This is a genomic window from Bacillus sp. FSL R5-0434, assembly GCF_038004745.1.
Lineage (GTDB): Bacteria > Bacillota > Bacilli > Bacillales > Bacillaceae > Bacillus > Bacillus halotolerans.
This window is the reverse complement of sequence record NZ_JBBORV010000001.1, coordinates 3,317,738-3,338,531: the sequence shown is the minus strand read 5'-3', so window position 1 is coordinate 3,338,531 and position 20,794 is coordinate 3,317,738. Positions and strand designations below refer to the sequence as shown.

At 45.1% G+C, this 20,794-nt stretch carries 20 protein-coding genes and 1 riboswitch; of the genes, 12 read left to right on the top strand and 8 right to left on the bottom strand.

The genetic code is table 11. The annotated features are described in order from the left end of the window. Positions 1-2 precede the first annotated feature (2 nt). Positions 3-1,721, top strand: a complete 1,719-nt coding sequence (gene cysI / locus NYE43_RS17470) for an assimilatory sulfite reductase (NADPH) hemoprotein subunit (protein ID WP_044159104.1) — start codon at positions 3-5, stop codon at positions 1,719-1,721. Positions 1,722-1,973: 252 nt separating this feature from the next. Continuing rightward, positions 1,974-3,986, top strand: a complete 2,013-nt coding sequence (locus NYE43_RS17465) for a Na+/H+ antiporter (RefSeq protein ID WP_326366302.1) — start codon at positions 1,974-1,976, stop codon at positions 3,984-3,986. Positions 3,987-4,034: 48 nt separating this feature from the next. Here the strand turns inward: NYE43_RS17465 and yvgO are convergent, their stop codons facing one another. Continuing rightward, complete coding sequence (gene yvgO / locus NYE43_RS17460) at positions 4,035-4,520, bottom strand: stress response protein YvgO (protein ID WP_024122833.1); 486 nt, start codon at positions 4,518-4,520, stop codon at positions 4,035-4,037. A 244-nt stretch (positions 4,521-4,764) separates the two neighbouring features. Here yvgO and pgoN point away from each other — a divergent pair, with 244 nt between their 5' ends. After that, a complete protein-coding gene (pgoN, locus tag NYE43_RS17455) occupies positions 4,765-5,595 on the top strand; it encodes a glyoxal/methylglyoxal reductase (protein WP_024122832.1) in 831 nt (276 codons plus the stop codon). 34 nt (positions 5,596-5,629) lie between these two features. On the opposite strand, the gene modB is transcribed toward pgoN, so the two are convergent. Beyond that, on the bottom strand, positions 5,630-6,322 hold the full coding sequence (modB, locus tag NYE43_RS17450; protein WP_142367093.1) for a molybdate ABC transporter permease subunit: 693 nt from the start codon (positions 6,320-6,322) through the stop codon (positions 5,630-5,632). Then, positions 6,294-7,076 (bottom strand): molybdate ABC transporter substrate-binding protein, encoded by a 783-nt coding sequence (gene modA / locus NYE43_RS17445; RefSeq protein WP_341062248.1) that lies wholly within the window; start codon positions 7,074-7,076, stop codon positions 6,294-6,296. The genes modB and modA overlap by 29 nt, the downstream gene beginning before the upstream one ends. A gap of 110 nt (positions 7,077-7,186) precedes the next feature. Here modA and NYE43_RS17440 point away from each other — a divergent pair, with 110 nt between their 5' ends. Further along, positions 7,187-8,113 carry a substrate-binding domain-containing protein gene (locus NYE43_RS17440; protein WP_059292701.1) on the top strand — a complete coding sequence of 309 codons (927 nt, stop codon included), beginning with the start codon at positions 7,187-7,189 and terminating at the stop codon, positions 8,111-8,113. 26 nt (positions 8,114-8,139) lie between these two features. Here the strand turns inward: NYE43_RS17440 and NYE43_RS17435 are convergent, their stop codons facing one another. After that, positions 8,140-9,996: an LTA synthase family protein gene (locus NYE43_RS17435; RefSeq protein WP_283912585.1), complete on the bottom strand. Its 1,857-nt coding sequence runs from the start codon at positions 9,994-9,996 to the stop codon at positions 8,140-8,142. Positions 9,997-10,098: 102 nt separating this feature from the next. Further along, complete coding sequence (locus tag NYE43_RS17430) at positions 10,099-10,581, bottom strand: metal-dependent hydrolase (RefSeq protein ID WP_198098014.1); 483 nt, start codon at positions 10,579-10,581, stop codon at positions 10,099-10,101. Positions 10,582-10,747: 166 nt separating this feature from the next. Here NYE43_RS17430 and sspJ point away from each other — a divergent pair, with 166 nt between their 5' ends. Both sspJ and NYE43_RS17420 read left to right on the top strand, forming a co-directional pair. Further along, positions 10,748-10,888: a small acid-soluble spore protein SspJ gene (gene sspJ, locus NYE43_RS17425; RefSeq protein WP_010331863.1), complete on the top strand. Its 141-nt coding sequence runs from the start codon at positions 10,748-10,750 to the stop codon at positions 10,886-10,888. 116 nt (positions 10,889-11,004) lie between these two features. Then, a riboswitch (Lysine riboswitch) is annotated at positions 11,005-11,184 on the top strand. A gap of 104 nt (positions 11,185-11,288) precedes the next feature. Next, complete coding sequence (locus NYE43_RS17420; protein ID WP_103671332.1) at positions 11,289-12,698, top strand: amino acid permease; 1,410 nt, start codon at positions 11,289-11,291, stop codon at positions 12,696-12,698. A gap of 36 nt (positions 12,699-12,734) precedes the next feature. Here the strand turns inward: NYE43_RS17420 and NYE43_RS17415 are convergent, their stop codons facing one another. Both NYE43_RS17415 and NYE43_RS17410 read right to left on the bottom strand, forming a co-directional pair. After that, positions 12,735-12,992: a hypothetical protein gene (locus tag NYE43_RS17415; protein ID WP_198098013.1), complete on the bottom strand. Its 258-nt coding sequence runs from the start codon at positions 12,990-12,992 to the stop codon at positions 12,735-12,737. A gap of 70 nt (positions 12,993-13,062) precedes the next feature. Beyond that, on the bottom strand, positions 13,063-14,010 hold the full coding sequence (locus tag NYE43_RS17410) for an iron-hydroxamate ABC transporter substrate-binding protein (protein ID WP_198098012.1): 948 nt from the start codon (positions 14,008-14,010) through the stop codon (positions 13,063-13,065). Positions 14,011-14,223: 213 nt separating this feature from the next. Between NYE43_RS17410 and NYE43_RS17405 the strand changes: the two genes are divergently transcribed. The 6 genes from NYE43_RS17405 to NYE43_RS17380 all read left to right on the top strand — a co-directional run bounded on the left by NYE43_RS17405 (position 14,224) and on the right by NYE43_RS17380 (position 20,350). Further along, positions 14,224-15,264 carry a FecCD family ABC transporter permease gene (locus tag NYE43_RS17405; protein ID WP_369810958.1) on the top strand — a complete coding sequence of 347 codons (1,041 nt, stop codon included), beginning with the start codon at positions 14,224-14,226 and terminating at the stop codon, positions 15,262-15,264. Further along, entirely contained in the window at positions 15,264-16,268 is a 1,005-nt protein-coding gene (locus tag NYE43_RS17400; RefSeq protein ID WP_229043915.1) for a FecCD family ABC transporter permease, read from the top strand. Before NYE43_RS17405 ends, NYE43_RS17400 begins: the two co-directional genes overlap by 1 nt. 14 nt (positions 16,269-16,282) lie before the next feature. After that, a complete protein-coding gene (locus NYE43_RS17395; protein ID WP_024122821.1) occupies positions 16,283-17,092 on the top strand; it encodes an ABC transporter ATP-binding protein in 810 nt (269 codons plus the stop codon). Between the two features lie 172 nt (positions 17,093-17,264). Then, a complete protein-coding gene (locus NYE43_RS17390; protein WP_341062247.1) occupies positions 17,265-18,458 on the top strand; it encodes an efflux RND transporter periplasmic adaptor subunit in 1,194 nt (397 codons plus the stop codon). Beyond that, on the top strand, positions 18,442-19,128 hold the full coding sequence (locus tag NYE43_RS17385; RefSeq protein WP_216393855.1) for an ABC transporter ATP-binding protein: 687 nt from the start codon (positions 18,442-18,444) through the stop codon (positions 19,126-19,128). Before NYE43_RS17390 ends, NYE43_RS17385 begins: the two co-directional genes overlap by 17 nt. Continuing rightward, positions 19,121-20,350, top strand: a complete 1,230-nt coding sequence (locus NYE43_RS17380; RefSeq protein ID WP_024122818.1) for an ABC transporter permease — start codon at positions 19,121-19,123, stop codon at positions 20,348-20,350. Before NYE43_RS17385 ends, NYE43_RS17380 begins: the two co-directional genes overlap by 8 nt. 33 nt (positions 20,351-20,383) lie before the next feature. Here the strand turns inward: NYE43_RS17380 and NYE43_RS17375 are convergent, their stop codons facing one another. Further along, positions 20,384-20,785 carry a regulatory YrvL family protein gene (locus NYE43_RS17375; RefSeq protein WP_101859964.1) on the bottom strand — a complete coding sequence of 134 codons (402 nt, stop codon included), beginning with the start codon at positions 20,783-20,785 and terminating at the stop codon, positions 20,384-20,386. Positions 20,786-20,794 lie beyond the last annotated feature (9 nt).

The window sequence follows — 20,794 nt, the reverse complement described above, 5'->3', positions numbered from 1 at the left end:
ACATGGTGACCAAAATCTTAAAAGCACCGGACGGCTCTCCAAGTGACGTCGAGCGCATTAAAGAAGAAAGCGATTATTTGCGCGGCACACTAAAAGAAGTGATGCTGGATCGGATCAGTGCGGGAATTCCGGATGATGACAACCGCCTGATGAAACACCACGGCAGTTATTTGCAGGATGACCGCGATCTCCGCAATGAACGCCAAAAGCAAAAGCTTGAACCGGCCTATCAGTTCATGCTGCGCGTCCGTATGCCGGGCGGCGTATCGACGCCTGAGCAATGGCTCGTGATGGATGATCTTTCGCAGAAATACGGTAATGGCACCCTAAAGCTGACGACGCGTGAAACGTTCCAAATGCACGGGATTTTAAAATGGAACATGAAAAAAACCATTCAGACGATCCATTCGGCTCTTCTGGATACAATCGCGGCTTGCGGGGACGTAAACCGGAATGTGATGTGCGCATCGAATCCTTACCAGTCTGAAATCCATTCCGAAGTATACGAATGGTCCAAAAAATTAAGTGATGATCTCCTGCCCCGAACAAGAGCGTATCATGAAATTTGGCTTGATGAGGAAAGAGTGGCCGGCACGCCTGACGCAGAAGAAGTCGAGCCGATGTACGGGCCGCTTTACCTGCCGCGGAAATTCAAAATCGGTATTGCGGTTCCGCCGTCAAATGACATTGACGTCTTTTCGCAGGATCTCGGATTCATTGCGATTGTGGAAGACGGCAAGCTCATCGGTTTTAACGTGGCAATCGGCGGCGGTATGGGAATGACGCACGGCGACAAAGCGACATATCCGCAGTTAGCCAAGGTAATTGGATTCTGCCGCCCTGAACAAATGTATGACGTTGCTGAAAAAACAATTACGATTCAGCGTGACTACGGAAACCGTTCCGTCCGTAAAAATGCCCGTTTCAAATACACAGTTGACCGCCTCGGTTTGGAAACAGTGAAAGAGGAATTGGAAAACCGTCTCGGCTGGAGCCTGGAAGAAGCGAAGCCGTACCATTTTGATCATAACGGCGACCGCTACGGATGGGTGGAAGGCATTGAGGATAAATGGCATTTTACGCTGTTTGTCGAAGGCGGCCGTGTGACGGATTACGAAGATTATAAGCTGATGACAGGCTTGCGTGAAATTGCTAAAGTTCATACAGGCGATTTCCGTCTGACAGCCAATCAGAACTTGATTATCGGTAATGTTCCAAGCGAGAAAAAGGATGAAATCAACGCATTAATCGATCAATACGGGTTAACTGACGGAAAGCATTATACAGCGCTGCGCCGCAGCTCTATGGCGTGTGTTGCTCTTCCGACCTGCGGATTGGCGATGGCTGAAGCAGAACGTTATTTGCCGTCCCTTTTAGATAAAGTGGATGAGATTATTGATGAAAACGGTCTTCGTGATGAGGAAATTACCATTCGCATGACAGGCTGCCCGAACGGCTGCGCCCGCCATGCGCTCGGAGAGATCGGATTTATCGGAAAGGCGCCTGGGAAATATAATATGTATCTAGGCGCTGCGTTTGACGGCAGCCGCTTAAGCAAAATGTACCGCGAAAATATCGGAGAAGAAGACATTTTGAGCGAGCTGCGCGTCCTGCTTTCCCGCTATGCGAAAGAACGCGAGGAAGGTGAGCACTTCGGTGACTTCGTCATTCGCGCCGGTATCATTAAAGCGACAACTGACGGGATGAATTTTCATAATTGAGATGAGAGACAGGGGGGATTGCCCTGTCTCTTTTTGATTTTGCTTTGCGGCAAAAAAGTTCACCATGAGCATATCATGAGAAAAAATACCCTAAAAAGGGTACTATAAAAGAAGACTAGTGTGGAGGAGACTCCTGCGGAATCCAGTATTGGATGTAAGGCCATCCTTTATCTTTTGCAAGCCTCAGCCTCTTCGGACAAATATTGATCAACTCATCATGCAGATACGCAGCAGATTAAGGAGGTTATGCATTTGGACATATTTTTAGTCGTCCTTGTTTTACTGGCTATTATTGCGATTTCTAACATTGTCAATCGGTTTATCCCGTTTATTCCAGTGCCTCTGATTCAGGTGGCGCTTGGGATTATTGCCGCCTCATTTCCACAGGGGCTTCATTTTGAATTAAACACGGAATTGTTTTTCGTCTTGTTTATTGCGCCTCTTCTATTTAATGATGGAAAGAGGACGCCTCGGGCTGAGCTTTGGAATTTAAGAGCTCCCATTTTATTGCTTGCACTTGGCCTTGTATTTGCGACTGTGATTGTAGGAGGATACACGATCCACTGGATGATTCCTGATATTCCGCTGGCAGCGGCCTTTGGGCTGGCAGCCATTCTTTCACCGACTGATGTTGTCGCTGTCAGCGCATTATCAGGAAGGGTGAAGATGCCGAAAGGAATTCTGCGCCTGCTTGAAGGGGAAGGGCTGATGAATGATGCATCAGGTCTGGTCGCCTTTAAATTTGCGATTGCCGCAGCGGTTACCGGGGCATTTTCACTGGCGCAAGCAGCTGTCAGCTTTGTGTTTATTTCTGTTGGCGGCCTTTTGTGCGGGGTTGTCATTTCGTTCTTGATTATCCGCTTTCGTCTATTCCTGCGCCGCCTTGGCATGCAGGATGTCACGATGCACATGCTGATTCAAATTCTGACGCCTTTTGTGATTTATTTGGCAGCGGAGGAAATCGGTGTTTCCGGCATTTTAGCCGTTGTGGCGGGCGGTATTACGCATGCGGTTGAACAGGACCGTCTCGAATCGACGATGGTGAAGCTGCAAATCGTCTCATCGAGTACGTGGAACATTATTTTATTTATTTTGAACGGTCTTGTCTTTGTCATCCTTGGCACACAGATTCCGGATGTCATTTCGGTGATTTTTAACGATACAGCGATCAGCAACATGAAAGTGATCGGCTATATTCTGGTCATTACATTTACGTTAATGCTTCTTAGATTTCTGTGGGTGCTGTTCTTCTGGAACGGCAAGTGGTTCTTTAATAAAGATCAAACCATTTATAAGCCGGGACTTCGTTCTACATTGTTAATTTCCATTTCAGGTGTGCGGGGAGCGGTTACGCTTGCAGGTTCATTCTCCATCCCATATTTCCTGGAGGATGGCACACCGTTTCCGGAAAGAAATCTGATTCTCTTTTTAGCCGCAGGCGTCATTTTATGCACGCTTGTTATTGCCACCTTCGTGCTTCCGCTTCTGACTGAAAAAGAAGAAGAGGACGAAGAAAAAAATAAGAAGCTGCTGACGGCGAGACGCAAGCTGATTAAAACGGCTCTCAAAACGATTAAAGAAGACATGAATGATACAAACAAAACGGCGTCTCTTGCGGTCATTGCCGAATACAATGAGAAAATGAAAAACCTTCGTTTTCAGCAATATACTACGTCAACCCGCATAAAAAAGTATGAACGGAAAGTCCGCGCTCAAGGGATTAAAGCCGAGCAGGAAGAACTGATGAAACTGCTGGAGCGGGGAGACATCCCGGAAGAAACGGCAAACGCTCTGCAAGAACGGTTTAATGAATTGGAAATTTTGTATGCCAACCCGTTTAAAGTCGGTTTATCAAAAACAAGGCTGAAACGTCTGATGTATTGGATTTTCTTCGGAGAACATAAAAAGCCGGAGATGTCGATTTTAAACGAAGAGGGATTAATGAGAGCAACTAGGGTTAAAACGGCTAAAGCTGCGATAGGACATTTGGAAAAGCATATACCGGAAGAACATAAGGAAGTATTTTTATCTGTCATCTCGTTTTATAAACAATTAATTTTCAGATTGGAGCACAGCCATCACGAACATAAATCGAACCCCCATTTTGAAAATCAGAAGCTGGAAGTGAAGCTGAAGGCTGTGCAGGCGATCAGAAATGAAATTCAGACACTCTTTGAGGAGCGGGAAATTTCCCGGGACATCTCTCATGAGCTTCGCCAATATATTAATGATGTGGAAGCCGCAATGCTAGAAGGCGGCGAATAATTCCAAGAAAAAAAGCTGGCATCTGACGCCAGCTTTTTTTTCTATAGGTTAGGGGCGATGGAATTCGACAGTGTTGTCGTTTCGATCGAACCAGCCTCTGAAGGCCCAGTTGATCCAGCCGCCGTCTCCTTTGTTTGTGAAGCTTCCGTCCTCAAATACCCAAATGCCGTACGTAATGCCGTCATAAACGGCCGAGCCGTAAAACTGCACACCATTTAAGTGATCTTCATATTCCTGGCTTAAGTTAAAAACCATGACGTTATATTTTTGGCCGGATGCGTAGAAGGAAGACTCCATGAGATTTTTCACAAAACCGTCCCGGTTCTGGGCTGATTTAATGGCATCTGAAATTTGGTTGGCAATCCCTAGCAAATCAAGGTTGACGTTTAAACCGACTTCTGCGGCAGCTGTTCCGGCTGTTGTTTTCTGTGAGATCTTCGGTGCGGGATTTTCCTCAGCAGAGGCAAGGGACAAAGGGGCAATTGTCAAAGCGGCGCCAAGTGCAAGAGTCATTGGGATACGAATACGTTTCAATTTGTTTCCTCCTCTATGTTTTTGTGGGCTACAGTATTCGCTTACCCTGCTCACTGTCTAAATAATCTTATAATTGATAAAATAGGAAAAAAATAGTACAAATGCGTATTGTTTACTATGAAATAAAAAACGTCCGTATGAAAAAAGAAGCAAAAAGAGGCTCTTAAGCGTATTATTGGTATCTGCTGAGAGGAATGTGAGATAATATAGACGCTTACATTTCAATGGAAGGGTGGATGTTCAAGTGGCAACAAGTTTAAAAGATACTGTAAAGCTACATAACGGAGTTGAAATGCCTTGGTTCGGTCTTGGTGTTTTTAAAGTAGAAAACGGAAGTGAAGCGACTGAATCGGTTAAAGCTGCGATTAAAAATGGCTACCGCAGCATTGATACAGCGGCTGTCTATAAAAATGAAGAAGGTGTAGGCATCGGCATTAAAGAATCCGGTGTTGCAAGAGAAGAGCTCTTCATTACATCAAAAGTATGGAATGAAGATCAGGGCTACGATACAACGCTTGCTGCCTTTGAAAAAAGCCTGGAAAGACTTCAGCTTGATTATTTAGACTTATATTTAATCCACTGGCCTGGCAAGGATAAGTATAAAGATACATGGCGCGCGCTTGAAAAGCTGTACAAAGACGGCAAAATCCGCGCGATCGGCGTCAGCAACTTCCAAGTTCATCATTTAGAAGAGCTTTTGAAAGATGCTGAAATCAAACCAATGGTGAACCAAGTTGAATTTCACCCTCGTTTGACGCAAAAAGAATTAAGAGACTACTGCAAAAAACAAGGCATCCAGCTGGAAGCATGGTCTCCGCTTATGCAGGGCCAGCTGCTTGATAACGACGTGCTGACACAGATCGCTGAAAAATATAATAAATCTGTAGCACAAGTGATTTTGCGCTGGGATCTTCAGCATGAAGTTGTAACGATTCCAAAATCGATTAAAGAACACCGTATTATCGAAAACGCAGATATTTTTGATTTCGAATTGTCTCAAGAAGACATGGACAAGATTGATGCGTTAAATAAAGATGAACGTGTCGGTCCAAACCCCGATGAGCTTCTGTTTTAATCAAAAACTCCCCGTCTACACACGGGGAGTTTTTTTAGTGCGTTTTTTTCAGTTGAATCAAAAACAGCATCAGAAAGGAAATCACGATGATACAGATGACCCACGCCCATGCAAGTGCGTTGTTGCCGGAATCCAAAGCGACATAAATGGCTGTCGGCAGTGTTTGGGTAACACCCGGGATATTTCCGGCAAACATCAAGGTGGCGCCGAATTCACCGAGCGCCCGCGCCAGGCTGAGGATGCTTCCGGTCAGCAACGATGGATACGCCAGCGGAATGGAGATATGGATAAACACCCTCCATCTGCTTGCGCCGTCTACCATTGCCGCTCCCTCTATATCGGGGTCAATATCGGAAAATCCGGTTTTGGCCGATTGATACATAAGCGGAAAAGCCACGATAGCAGAAGCAATCACAGCGGCCCACCAGGTGAAAATCACGGGCTGATGAAAGATCCATTCGATTGTTTGTCCGATGAAGCTGTGCTTTCCAAACATGACGATCAAAATAAAACCGACAACGGTGGGCGGAAGAACGAGAGGAAGCATAAAAATCGTTTCGAGTATGGTTTTTCCGAAAAATGATGCTCGTGACATCCATGCCCCTGCCAAAGTTCCGAGAATGATCACCGCGATTCCGGCGACCGCCGCCACTTGAAAGGAAAGCATAACCGGCGTGAAAAATTCTGAAGTGCTGATGTTATTCAGCAGTAAAACCATATTTCTCAAACACTTTCATCGCTTCGTCAGTTTGCAGGTAATCGTAAAATTCCTTCGCTTCCTTATGGTGTTTCGTATCTTTTACAATTCCTAACGGGTAAACGATCGGGCTGTGTGTATCAGCTTTTGTCTCATCGACGATTTTGACTTTCTTAGAGATCAGCGCGTCTGTTTTATAAACGACACCTGCGTCTACATTGCCTGTTTCTACATATGAAAGAACCTGGCGAACGTCTTTTCCGTACACGATCTTATCTTTTACTTTGTCCCATAGAGACAGCTTTGTCAGTGATTCTTTTCCATAAGCTCCTGCCGGTACAGATTCTGGAGTCCCGAGAGCAATTTTTTCTGAATCAGTCAGATTGTCGAAGCCTGTGACTGGTGAATCTCCATCCTTAGGCACAACGAGCACAATTTCATTTCCGACTAAATGAGTGCTGTCTTTTTTAGCAATATCCCCATCATCTACAAGCTTTTGGAATTTGTCTTCAGCGGCTGAGAAGAACAGATCCGCCCCGGCTCCTTGAGAAATTTGCTTTTGCAAGGCACCTGATGAGCCAAAGTTATCTTGGATCGTAATATTGGGATGGGTTTTCTCGTAGTTCTTTTGAATTTCCTCGAGTGCATCCTGGGCACTGGCAGCTGCTGAGACAGTTAAGGTCACTTCTTTCTCATTGTCACTTGATGACTGGCTGGCAGAGCAGCCTGCTGCAAGCAGAAAAACAGTTAATGCTGCGGTCAGAATGGAATACTTCTTAAACATGATTGCACCCCTTATAATTAGTTATATCCAATTATAACTGATTATGTTTGGGTTATGTGGGTTTTTTTACATTCTCCGAAAAGGTATAATGAAATAGGAGAGTGATGATGATGAATGAAACCTCTTCCTATACGATAGAAGAAGTTGCTGGTCTGCTGAAGGTATCAAAGCTGACCGTTTATGATTTGATTAAAAAAGGCATGATCCCTGCTTACCGTGTCGGAAGGCAGATGCGTGTCGATGAAGCAGATTTAAAGCAATATAAGGCGAACATGAGAATGTCTCAGCCTGTGTCTTCACCCGAAGAGCCGAGAAAGGCACAGGAGCCGATGCCGGAGGGAAGGCGGAATGTCGTCATCAGCGGACAGGATATATCGATGGATCTGCTCAGCAAGCATTTGGAAAATGCCATTCAAGAGACGCCGCTCCGCCAATACAAAGGCAGCTTAAACAGCCTCATTGACATGTACCAAGGCAAATGCGACATTGTCAGCCTGCATCTGTACGATGCGGAAACCGCTCAATATAATACGCCTTATGTCAAACGCATTCTGTCAGGCGAACCGTTTTGTCAGATGAATGTTGTCCTTCGCAAAGCCGGCTTATACGTTCAAAAAGGAAATCCGAAAAACATACAAGGCTGGGATGACCTGAAACGAACCGACATCCGCATCATCAACAGAGAAAAAGGATCGGGCGCAAGAGTGCTGCTTGACGAACAGCTTGGTCTGCTTGGTGTGACACCTTCAGACGTCAAGGGCTACAGTGACATTGTGACTGATCATTATGCTGTTGCCTCCCAAGTCTCGAGCGGACAGGCAGACGCGGGAATCGGGGCGCAGCACGCGGCACATATGGGAAGCGTTGATTTTATCCCGCTCATCGAGGAACAATACGACATTGTCATTTTGAAAAAACACCAGCAGCTGCTTGAAGCTGTAAAGAGCATCTTGAAATCGGAAGAATATAAGGCCAACCTGTCTCATCTTAATGGCTATCAAACGAAGCTGACAGGTAAAGTGATATACGAAACATGAAAAAAATCCCTCGTAGAGGGATTTTTTTATTGACCATAAAAACGCAGAAGGTCTCCATTTAACATTTTATCAGAGAGAGACAGCTCTTCATTTGCTTTTTCTTTATAGGGAGCGCACGCATCTTGATTTTCTAACACTTCTCCTGTTTTTTGGCTGTAGCATGTGTTTTTCGTATATACATAGTCGTTCGTGATAAAGCTGCCGTTTCTCAGCACGGCAAATGGCGTTCGGTTGTTTGACAGCAAATCATTGCCAAACTGAATATCACCTTTTGTATCAATTCCGAGCAGGTGCATCAGAGTCGGCCTGACGTCAACCTGTCCTCCGGCATCGGAGATTGTTTCCGGGTTTTGATCAGTGATTCCAGGAATATGAATGATAAACGGCACCCGCTGAAGCTGGACGGTGTCATATGGCGTAATTTCACTTTTTCCTAAAAACTCAGCCAGGGCTTTATTATGGGCTTCTGATATGCCGTAATGATCTCCCATAAAGACAATCATCGAGTTTTCGTATAAGCCTTCATCCTTGAGTTTTTTGATAAAATGCTTCAGTGCTTCATCCTCATAGCGAACCGTCGTCACATAGCGGTTTAACAGGTCGCTGCTCGAATCATATTCATCAATCAGCTGATCCTTTTCATCAATTTCAAACGGAAAATGGTTCGTCAATGTGATGAAATTGCTGTAGAACGGCTGCGGCAGGTTTTTCAGTTTAGCAGCTGACTGTTCCAGAAATTCTTTATCCTTTAATCCCCAGCTTGTTGAGGTTTCAGGAGTCACATGGAACTCATCGACATCAAAAAAGCGGTCAATCCCAAACGTTTCATACATCACATCTCTGTTCCAAAATGTTTTATGATTGGCGTGAAAGACGGCTGAATAATAATCATTCTGCTTGAGTGATTTGTACATCGTATGAAATTGATGGTCACTTTTCGTAAAAAAGACGGCGCCGCTTAGGGAAGGATATAGAGAGTTAGCGACGATAAATTCCGAATCAGACGTTTTGCCTTGCTCTGTTTGCTGGTAAAAATGATCAAAGGAATAGCTTTTTTTCATCAGATCATTCATAAACGGGGTAATTTCTTTTCCGTTTACCTTTTCATTCAGAACAAAGCTTTGAGTCGATTCAAGCGTCACAAAAATCACATTCCGTCCCTTTGCCAGTCCGAACTTGCTTTGATCAGGCTTGCTGTAGTCAGCCTCAGTGTAGTTTTTGATTGTAGAGAGGCTGTCTTCATCGGCAAATGCCTTCGCACTCATATTGACAGTCTGAGAAATGGTATCGTAGATGTGGAACTGAAACAGGCCAATACTTTTGACGAGCACTTCCCGGTCGAAGGAATGTGCCAATAGCTTCGGCTGTTCAATTTCTGCAAGTCCCAGCGTACATATAAGAATCCCGCAGGAAGCGGCATAGTACCGCTTGACCGTACGGGGGTTCGCTTTCGACTCGGGACTCTTCTCTTTTCTGGAGAGCAGCAGAAGAAAAGCCAAATCCGCAAACAGAGCGATGAACAAAGGATTGAACAGCTCTTTTACACTGCTGCCCATATCGCTCATGTTGCTGGCCTGAAACAAAACCGGGATGGTAATAAAATCGATATAAAAGCCGTAAAAAATCGTGTTGGAGATCAAAATGGCAGTCAGAACCAAATTGGCAATCAGCAAAAAGATGCGCTGCTTGCTGCCTTTTAAAAGCAGGCCAATCCCAAATAGAGGGAGTATGAAGCTAAGCGGATTGATCAGCAGAATCAGCTCCTGCAATAGAGAGTCGATCTGCAAATCAAAACCCAGTTTATAGATCACATAAGTTTTGATCCACATGAATAAGATGGATAAACTTAAAAAACGCTGATTGTGAAAAAAGGTTCCTTTCATCAATTTATAACTCCTCACGTTTTCTTGAACATCTGCCATGAGATGCTTCTTATGTAAAACCTACTAAAAACAGTCTTCTTAGACAAGCTTCAGCACTCGTGTTTAAAACATGCGCCCATGAAACAGCATATAAAAATAATAGCATGATGCTATTGTCAGACCGGCCAACACAAGCTGTTCGGAAAAACTGCCTGTCTTCATATACAGCGGCAGCCGTATGCGAATGGTTGAAGGGAATAACAATTTGATGCCATTCACTGTCCAGGCATCCAGAACCAAGTGGCTTGCCATTCCGATCATCAGCCCTGCTGATATGTTATTATCTGGAATATATGTGGCTGTGATAAAAAACATGATGAGCAGAAACAGCAGGCTGTGTGTAAAGGTGCGGTGGCCAAATACGGAACTGACAATTTTCGATAAGATAGGAAATCTTCTTCCGATTTTACTCTGCGTGTGGCAGATGTCGGGAATTAATGCGCCAACCGCGCCGGACGCCGCCATGAGTACTGGGTCAAATCCATAATAATAAGCCGCTGCGGTACAAGAAGCGATGCCTCCCATGATGTGTGTTTTTCCTGTCATTTCCCCGCTTCTCCTTTATCTTTTGCAAAAATCTCTGAATTACAAATATATCAAGAGAATGTATGTTTGAGCAACAGAACTTTGGCCGATAAAAAAATGAGCCGCATAATTTCCTGAGAAAAAGGCATCTTAAAGATGTACCTATTTTCTAAAAGAGGTGATACGAATGGCTTTCTTTAATAAAGATAAAGGTAAACGTTCTGAAAAAGAAAAAAACGTAATCCAAGGAGCTCTTGAAGATGCCGGTTCAGCTCTTAAAGATGATCCGCTTCAAGAAGCTGTACAAAAAAAGAAAAATAATCGCTAACCGCATGCGGATAGGGCTTGGCTCTATCCGCATTTTCCATCTGTTCCCTTTGACAGATCATTCTTTCTTTGATAACCTTCTGGGAGTAACTGAATAAATAAATCCTCACTCTTTCTCAGTGAGGTAGAGGTTGCGCGGATGATGAGTCACACATGCCAGGCTGACAGGAGCTGTTAAACATGTGTAAAAGGCATCAGCGCCGAAGTGTGGAGAAAGCCGATCCTTCTCTATGCTGGGACTGTATCTGAATAAGTGCAGGACTGCCGCGTGCTTTTTCGCGGAGGGCTATCCGGAGATCAAGGGTGTGTGTTTCTTTAAGCATGGACTTTTGTTCAGGCTTTTTTTGTGTTTACATGATCTCGGGTTCTGGTCCGTACAAAGAATCATTGGAGGTACTGGAATGGAACAGACAAAAAAATGGGGTTTTTGGTTATTAACGGCGTTTGTCGTTGGAAATATGGTTGGATCGGGGATTTTCTCCCTGCCAAGTTCGCTTGCTTCGATTGCAAGTCCGCTTGGCGCTACGTCCGCCTGGCTTTTGACAGGTGCGGGCGTGCTGATGATTGCGCTTGTCTTCGGGCACTTGTCTATTCGCAAGCCTGAGCTGACAGCGGGGCCGCAAAGTTATGCGAGAGCGCTGTTTTCTGATCCGAAGAAAGGGAACGCTGCCGGATTCACAATGGTGTGGGGCTACTGGGTGGCGAGCTGGATCAGTAACGTGGCGATTATCACAAGTCTAGCCGGTTACTTGACTTCGTTTTTCCCGATTTTAGTTGATAAACGTGTACTGTTTGCTGTCGGCAGCCAAGAGGTGACACTCGGCCAATTGCTGACGTTTGCTGTATGTACGATTTTGCTCTGGGGAACGCACACGATTCTTGTTGCAAGCATTAATGGTGCTAGTAAATTAAACTTTATCACAACGTTTTCAAAAGTATTAGGTTTTGTTTTCTTTATCATTGCCGGATTGTTTGTGTTTCAAACGACATTATTCGATCATTTTTATTTTCCGATTCAAGGTGAGAACGGCACAAGCATTGGCATCGGCGGACAGGTTCACAACGCCGCCATTTCTACTCTATGGGCGTTTGTCGGAATTGAATCAGCAGTGATCTTGTCTGGACGCGCGCGTACTCAGCGTGATGTGAAACGTGCGACCATCACAGGTTTGTTGATCGCGTTAAGCATTTACATTATTGTCACATTGATCACAATGGGGGTTCTGCCGCACGATAAGCTTGTCGGATCTGAAAAACCGTTCGTTGATGTGCTGTATGCGATTGTCGGAAACGCAGGAAGTGTGATTATGGCGCTACTGGCGATTCTTTGCTTATTCGGAACGATGCTCGGCTGGATTTTGCTTGGCTCTGAGGTTCCGTACCAAGCTGCTAAAGCAGGAGATTTTCCGGCGGTCTTTGCGAAAACAAATAAAAAAGGAAGCCCGGTTATTTCTTTGATCATTACAAATGTGATGTCACAGGTCTTCATATTCTCTGTTATTTCCAGGACAATAAGTGACGCATTTACGTTTTTAACGACAGCGGCAACCCTTGCGTATTTAATTCCGTATTTAGTGTCTGCGATTTACAGCCTGAAGCTTGTTATAAAAGGCGAAACGTATGATCAGCTGAAAGGTTCCCGGGTAAAAGACGGATTGATCGCGATTTTAGCGTGTGTATACTCATTGTTTGTTATCGTAACAGGCACAGCGGATTTAACGACATTTATTCTCGGCATCGGTTTGTTCTTTGTCGGTCTGGTGATTTATCCGTTTGTGATTAAGAAATTCTCGAAAGAAAAACAAGCATAAAAAAAAGACACCTGACAATGCAGTCAGGTGTCTTTTTTATAAAAACGTTATTTCTCCTGTTATAAGTCCCATACACAAAATAGCGGACAGGAACGCTGTCAGTGATAGAGACATTCGAATATGCAAAAAACGCTTTTTCAGTTTCATCAGAAAATGAAACAAAGCCAGCACTAGGATAAAAACGAGAAGCACATGAGAAAAAGGTTTTCCGATATAAAGACCGTTGAAAAAACTAATGGCAATGATGATGCAGCTTAATATGAATTGAGAAAGAAAATATGCGATGCGGTTCAATATGAGTTGCTCCGTCCTGTCGGATTCTTTGCAATATAGAAAAGAGCCGCAGATCAGTGCGGCTCTTTGTTTATTTTGTTAAGCTTTTCGTGATAAACTTCAGCTGTCCCTCTAGTGAAATCGGGTCTGAGAAATAGAAGCCGATCGGGTCAATTTTATAGACATGATCATTTTTGACAGCATCGAGGTTTTTCCAAATGGAACTGTCAAATACGCCGCCATCGTCTCCGCCTGATTGCCATGGACCCGCGAAAATGTAATCTCCGGCGAAGTCAGGGAGCTTTTCTAAAGAAATGCTGGTATACCCTGGGCCTTGGTCAATCGCTTTTTCCTTTGTCAGTTTTGTGGCCTGTAAACCAAGATCTTTGTAGACGATGCTTCCGCCTCTTCCGAAATCTTTACCGAATACATAAATGTCTTTGCCGTTTGTTTGCATAATAGAAACTGTTTTGTCACCAATGACTTTTTGAATTTTTGTTTTGGCTGCCGCGACTTTTTTGTCCCACTCGGCAAGCCACTTCTCCGCTTTATCTTCCGTTCCTGTCATTTTTGCGAATTCTTTAAACTGTTCGATGTTATCGAGTTTATCGTATTTCACCGCAACAGTCGGCGCGATTTTTTCGAGCTTTTTAATATCGGCGCCTTGTGTAGTCCAAACGATGATCAGGTCAGGGTTTAAATCAATCACTTTTTCAACAGAAGTGCCGTCTCCGATATTTGTGACACCGTCGGTTTTACCTTTGTAGTAAGGGTTTTTAAATACATTTTCAGGTGCACCGACGACGTTGATGCCCAGTGTTTTGAAGTCTCCGTAGTAGCCGTCAGCCATGACAACCACCCGTTTAGGATGTTTGGGAATTTTTACATTTCCGTTTTCAGCCTTGTATGTAACGGTTTCTTCGTCTTTTGAATCAGAGGAAGAGCCTTTGCTTTCTGAGTGATTTCCGCAGGCTGCCAGCGCTGCAATCAATAAAAGAGCAAAAAAAGCGGCACCAAGCTTCTTGTATGTATGGGTCATATCTCATACCTTCTTTCCAAATAAATAGATGATAAAGAGAATCATTATCACCTGTGATTATACCATCACAAGTGCCAGTTGACACGATATTTTTGCATTCATATTCTCATTTTTATCAAAACGCTCTATTAAATCAGCAGAAAAAAGTGATATACTGAAACAGCAATTGATAATCATTATCATTATCGAAAGGAAGTACGGCTGTTGAGTCACATGAAAAATAAACAGATGATATCAGATGAAGAAATTCAATGGACATCCCGGTCGTTTGGTGCGGTCATTGTGCTTGTTGCGGGGGTATGTTTATTATGCTTCGGCGCGATGCTGTCCATTTCTCTCGGTGCTGCGGATATCCATTTACGGACTGTGTGGGACGCCATCTTTCATTTCCAGCCAAATGAAACCTCACACCAAATTATACACGATCTTCGGCTGCCAAGAACGGCTGCTGCCGCGCTTGTCGGCGCATTGTTAGCCGTGTCTGGGGCGATCATGCAGGGCATGACGAGAAACCCATTGGCGGAGCCTTCTATTATGGGGATAACATCGGGCTCTGCTTTTGCTATTTCGATTGCGTTTGCTTTTTTTCCAGGGCTTTCTGCCTTCGGGCTTGTGCTGTGGTCCTTTGCGGGCGCCGGACTGGGGGCATCGACGGTATTGGGCATCGGCATGTTTTCCAGGGGCGGTCTCACGCCTGTAAAGCTTGCTCTTGCCGGAACGGCCGTCAGTTATTTCTTTACGGGCATTTCAACCGCAATTGCGCTCCGTTTTGATGTAGCACAGGATGTCAGCTTTTGGTACGCAGGCGGGGTAGCGGGTGTGAAATGGTCAGGCGTTCAGCTGCTGGTTATTGCAGGAGCTGTCGGTTTGACGTTTGCGTTTATCATTGCCCGGTCTGTGACGGTGTTAAGCCTCGGTGACGATCTGGCGAAGGGGCTTGGGCAGTATACATCAGCGGTGAAACTGGTTGGCATGCTTGTCGTTGTGGTGTTGACGGGAGCTGCTGTTTCCATTGCCGGCACCATCGCGTTTATCGGACTGATCATTCCTCATATCACAAGGTTTTTGGTAGGGGTTGATTATCGGTGGATTATTCCTTGCTCGGCGGTGCTTGGCGCTGTTTTGCTTGTTTTTGCTGACATTGCGGCCAGACTCGTGAACGCGCCGTTTGAAACGCCTGTCGGCGCGCTGACCTCTCTCATCGGTGTTCCCTTTTTCTTTTATTTGGCACGTCGTGAAAGGAGAGGGCTGTAATGAAAACGAAAAAACCTCTTGTTGTGATAGCAGTAACTTTTCTGCTGATCATGTTTGTCTTTTTTATCAGTCTGAATCTGGGTGTCATTAAAATTGCCCCATTGGAAACGCTCAAGGTCTTTTTCGGCCAAGGAACGGCGCGGGATGAGCTTGTCTTATTTGAGTTCAGGCTGCCGCGAATAATGTTGTCGCTGCTTGTTGGGGCGGGTATTGCTGTTGCCGGAGCCATTTTGCAAAGCGTGTCTCAAAATGATTTGGCTGAACCGGGTATTCTCGGGATTAACGCCGGGGGTTCGCTTGCTGTTGTGCTCTTTATTTACTTTTTTCAAGGGTCAGCATCAGATCTCGGCTTTTTAGGGACGTTTATGCTGCCGTTCAGCGCTCTGGCAGGCGCGTTCCTCGCCGCGTTTCTCATTTATCTTCTGGCTTGGAAAAAAGGTGTGACTCCGATTCGGCTGATCCTAGTCGGAATCGGTGTAAATGCCGGATTTAATGCCCTTTTGCTTATTTTTCAGCTCAAAATGGACCCGCATGACTTTATGCAGGCTGCAGTTTGGATATCAGGCTCGATATGGGGGGCCAATTGGAACATGATCTGGGCGGTACTCCCCTGGATTGTGATCTTGCTTCCTTTTACTTTATATAAAGCACGCTATCTGAACATTTTACAGCTGGGAGACCACTTAGCGACCGGACTTGGCACTGCTGTTGAAAAGGAAAGACGGATTCTCCTTCTGGCAGCGGTCGCTCTTGCCGCATCCTGTGTGGCAGCTGCAGGAGGCATCGCGTTCCTCGGATTAATTGCACCGCATGTGGCAAGGAGGCTTACCGGTCCCCGCCACCAGACGCTTATACCGGTTTCCGCCTTTATCGGCGCGTTTCTGTTTCTTCTGGCTGATACGCTGGCGAGAAATGTATTGGCACCGTCAGAAATTCCGGTCGGACTTGTCATCTCCGTTTTAGGTGCGCCTTACTTTATTTATTTATTGATGAAATCGAATTGAGGAGGGGACCGAACTTGAATTCATTATCAACGGAACAGCTTGGGATCGGTTATGGCGACAGGCTGATTGTAGAAGATTTAAATATATCCATTCCTAAAGGAAAAATAACAACCTTAATTGGGCCGAATGGCTGCGGAAAGTCAACGATATTAAAAACGATGTCCAGAATTATGCGCTCGCATCAAGGTGCCGTTTACTTAAACGGCAATGCGATTCATAAAATGTCTACTAAGGACATTGCGAAGGATATGGCCATTCTGCCGCAGACGCCTGAGGCTCCGAGCGGTTTAACGGTGTACGAATTGGTGTCGTACGGCAGATTTCCGCATCAATCAGGCTTCGGCAGATTAAATGATGAAGACCGCCGCATCATCAAATGGGCACTCGAAGAAACCGGCATGGCGGAATACCATGAGCGTCCGATTGAGGCATTGTCAGGCGGACAGCGTCAGCGCGTGTGGATTGCGATGGCGCTTGCACAAGGGACAGAGCTGCTTTTGCTTGACGAGCCTACAACATATCTCGATCTCGCACATCAGCTCGAAATCCTGCAGCTGCTTGACAGACTGAACAAGGAGCAAGGACGGACGATTTTAATGGTGATTCATGATCTGAATCACGCGGCCCGATTTTCCCATTATATGATTGCGCTCAAAAAAGGCACGGTTATTAAGGAAGGGACCGCACTGGAGGTCATGACGCCGGATATTTTGAAGCGGGTATTCCAGATTGATGCCGAAATCGTCACTGATCCTCGTACAAATAAACCAGTATGCTTAACTTATGACCTGATTAAAACTGAAAAACAGCTTGTTTCTGTGTAAGAAAAATCCCGGTATGACGCCGGGATTTTTTTATTTTTAACCACAAAAATATAATTTTTCTTGCTAATTCCAGATTTTGAAGAAAAAGATTGAAAGTCTATTTGAATTAATAGATAATATTGGTTAGAATGTTTCGAAAATATTACGAAGATTACAGAAAGAGGAGATCATTGTGTCCAAGAAGAAAAAATGGCTTATTGCCGGTTCGATATGTGCCGGTGTGCTCGTACTGGCGGGGATCGGTGCCGGCGGTTTTTACTTTTTTACTCACATGAACCAAGTTGCCGTATCATCGGAGCCTTATGCTGAATCGGTCGCAGTGTATATGGGCGGTGAATCTGAATCTGCCCAACCGTTTTCGGGAAAAGTTGAGCCAGAGAAACAGCAAAAAGTATACATAGATTCAGAGAAAGGAAGCATTAAAAAAACGTACGTCAAAGAAGGCGATAAGGTTAAAAAAGGCGATAAGCTTTTCGAGTACGAGGGCGAGGATCATTCTGACGAAATTGAGCAAAGCAATTTACAAACCGAAATGACAAACCTTCAAATCAGCCGCTTGCAAAAATCAATAGCAGAAACTGAGAAGAAGCTAAAGACAGCCGGAAAAGACGAGAAAGCACAGCTTCAAGACGAGCTTGACCAGGCCAATTTTGATTTAAAGACAAGCCAGCTTGAACTGAAGCAGCACCAAAAAGAACTGGCTGCACTTACGAAAAACAAAGGTTCAAATGTGATCACAAGCAAGCATGACGGTATCGTTCAAAGCGTCAATCAGGATATTGCGGACGGCGCAACGGGTGATCAGGCAGCAGGCCCGTATATCCAAATCGTTTCAACGGGCAAATACCTTGTGAAAAGCCAAATCAACGAGCTGTTAATGGACACGATTAAAAAAGGCAGCAAAGTCAGAGTTACGCTGAAAACAGGCGGTGAAGGCGAGTGGAAAGGCAAGATTACTTCAATCGGCAAGCTTCCTGCTGGAACAGGCGAGGGGGAAGAGTCAGAAAGTTATGCTGAAGAGGAAATGAATCCCCAATCCTCTAACTATCCTTTCACTGTTTTATTGGACAGCCATAAGGGCCTTGAAGTCGGCTATCATGTCAATATTGAAGTCATGAGTGACGAAGCAGATGCGAATACCATTAAGCTGCCGTCCGACATGATTATCCAAGATGATGGCGAACCATACGTTTGGAAGACGGATGAGGAGCAGAAAGCGGTTAAACAGCCTGTTGAAATCGGGGAGACAGACGAAAGTGACATGGTCGAAATCAAAAGCGGCCTGACGCCGGAAGATTATGTGATCTATCCTGATCCCGCGGTCAAGGAAGGAAAGCAGGTTACAGTCAATGCTGACACTGAATAATATTTCTAAAACGTACAAGCTGGGCAAAGAAGAGGTGCCGATCTTAAAGCATATTAATCTCACCGTCAAAGCTGGTGAATTTCTGGCCATTATGGGGCCGTCCGGTTCAGGGAAGTCTACGTTAATGAATATTATAGGCTGTTTGGACAGGCCGACCTCCGGAACCTATATGCTGGACCAGATGGATGTATTAAAAGGGAAAGACGGTGCTTTGGCTGACATTCGCAACGAATCGATCGGGTTTGTGTTTCAAACCTTTCATTTGCTGCCGCGCCTTACCGCACTGCAAAATGTTGAGCTGCCGATGATTTACAATAAGGTAAAGAAAAAAGAAAGAAGACAAAGAGCCTATGAAGCTCTTGAAAAGGTTGGTTTGAAAGATAGGATCTCTTACAAGCCGCCAAAGCTGTCCGGCGGACAAAAGCAGCGGGTGGCGATTGCCAGAGCCCTTGTCAATCAGCCTCGGTTTATTCTGGCAGATGAACCGACCGGGGCGCTTGATACAAAATCAAGTGAACAAATTTTGTCGCTGTTTTCACAATTGCATCAGGAAGGCACAACGATCATTATGATTACCCATGACCCGGACGTCGCCAGAAAAGCCGACAGAACCGTGTTTATCAGAGACGGAGAATTAGTGTTAGACGAGAGAGGGATTAGCCATGCTTGAACATATTCGGATCTCCTTTCAATCTATTTTTTCACATAAGCTGAGGTCGATTCTTACGATGCTTGGTGTCATTATCGGTATAGCGGCGATCATTGCGATCGTCTCTATGCTGAAAGGCCAAAGCGAGCAATTAAAGCAAAGCATGATAGGCATGGGAAATAACGCGATTAATGTTGTGTACCAGCCAACAGGCGGGGAGGAGGAAGGCGGTTATCAGGAGGTTTCTTACACGTCCGCACCCCCTGTATCTGAAGAAACCATTAAGGCAATAAAATCAGACCCGGTGGTAAAAGGATTATCTTTATATTACTTGTCCGAAGGCGCCACCGTTTTTCACTTAACGAACGTTTCTTATCCTCAAGTGTACGGAGTGGATGCTGATTATTTCAATATGTTCCCGATCAGCATCACTGAGGGGAGAAAGCTGGCGGAAAAAGAATTAAACAGCACACACCAAGTGGTTATGATCAATGAGGCCGCAAGAGATGAGCTGTTTCCTGACGGTGACGCTCTGCACAAAAACATTGAGATGAATGGTGTGCCGTTCCGGGTTGCCGGTGTTTTTCATGAAAAGAAACAGGAAGAAAGCATGTTTGATGGCGAATATGCGAATCCGGTTTTATATGTGCCGAAAAAAGTGTGGCCGCTTATTGAAGGATTTGACGCGCCGACACAGATTGCGGTGCAGGCAGATTCTTCTGAGCATATCCAAGAAGCCGGTGTAATGGCCGCGGACCTTCTAAATCAAGGACTGTCAGATGCTGATTTGGAAAAAGCGGAGTACAGCGTGATGGATCTTCAGGAGGTCGCTCAGGAAGTGGAGTCCTTTAACCAGTCATTCGCTCTGCTGCTTGGCGGAATTGCAAGCATCTCACTTTTGGTCGGAGGCATCGGTGTCATGAACATTATGCTTGTTTCAGTGACGGAGCGAACGCGGGAAATCGGAATTAAGAAGGCGCTCGGTGCCAAGCGGCGCGTGATTTTATTTCAATTTTTAACAGAGGCCGTCGTGCTGACAAGTATTGGCGGAATTCTCGGTGTGCTGGCGGGCTTTGGCATCGCTAAACTTATCACGGTGATCTTTCCGATGCCTTTTATCATCTCCGTTCCGGCAGTTATCGGAGCACTCATTTTCTCAATGGCAGTCGGCATTATTTTCGGCTTGCTGCCGTCCATTAAGGCATCGAAGCTTCAGCCTGTTGACGCGCTTCGATATGAATAAAAAGAACGCATCCAATCGGATGGCGTTCTTTTTTTATTTGGGCAGTGCTGAATTGCATTTATCCAAAATAAGAAAAACGGCTGCGAGGATCATTTCTTCTGTGGTTGACAGCCAAATGTTATGAATCATTTGATCTGCCGTATAAGCGGTCATCCATAAAAACAGCAGCTGGACGGTGCCGGCCATAAGGATAAAAGCTCGTTTTCCAGTCTTAAAAAACGTAAAACTATGTATCATCAGCCGTTCAAAAGGTTCAAAGCATAGTCCGAGCACAAGAAATAACATAGCAAAAAGCAGGACATGAGCAGCTGATCGGTAGCTCGTTCCCGCCAAAGAAAAGACACAGAGAATGATTGTAAAATAGCAAAATAACACAGCCGCCGCTGCCAGCACATACTGTACGGCCTGCCGTAATAAATACTTTTGATGTATCACTGGTTCAGC

Bases quoted from the DNA above. Each gene is read 5' to 3' on its own strand.
- modA (WP_341062248.1), bottom strand. From the start codon at position 7,076: ATGTTTAAGAAGTATTCCATTCTGACCGCAGCATTAACTGTTTTTCTG.
- NYE43_RS17385 (WP_216393855.1), top strand. From the start codon at position 18,442: ATGCTGACACTGAATAATATTTCTAAAACGTACAAGCTGGGCAAAGAA.
- sspJ (WP_010331863.1), top strand. From the start codon at position 10,748: ATGGCTTTCTTTAATAAAGATAAAGGTAAACGTTCTGAAAAAGAAAAA.
- NYE43_RS17400 (WP_229043915.1), top strand. From the start codon at position 15,264: ATGAAAACGAAAAAACCTCTTGTTGTGATAGCAGTAACTTTTCTGCTG.
- NYE43_RS17420 (WP_103671332.1), top strand. From the start codon at position 11,289: ATGGAACAGACAAAAAAATGGGGTTTTTGGTTATTAACGGCGTTTGTC.
- NYE43_RS17405 (WP_369810958.1), top strand. From the start codon at position 14,224: ATGAAAAATAAACAGATGATATCAGATGAAGAAATTCAATGGACATCC.
- NYE43_RS17430 (WP_198098014.1), bottom strand. From the start codon at position 10,581: ATGACAGGAAAAACACACATCATGGGAGGCATCGCTTCTTGTACCGCA.
- NYE43_RS17435 (WP_283912585.1), bottom strand. From the start codon at position 9,996: ATGAAAGGAACCTTTTTTCACAATCAGCGTTTTTTAAGTTTATCCATC.
- NYE43_RS17410 (WP_198098012.1), bottom strand. From the start codon at position 14,010: ATGACCCATACATACAAGAAGCTTGGTGCCGCTTTTTTTGCTCTTTTA.
- NYE43_RS17380 (WP_024122818.1), top strand. From the start codon at position 19,121: ATGCTTGAACATATTCGGATCTCCTTTCAATCTATTTTTTCACATAAG.
- NYE43_RS17440 (WP_059292701.1), top strand. From the start codon at position 7,187: ATGAATGAAACCTCTTCCTATACGATAGAAGAAGTTGCTGGTCTGCTG.
- cysI (WP_044159104.1), top strand. From the start codon at position 3: ATGGTGACCAAAATCTTAAAAGCACCGGACGGCTCTCCAAGTGACGTC.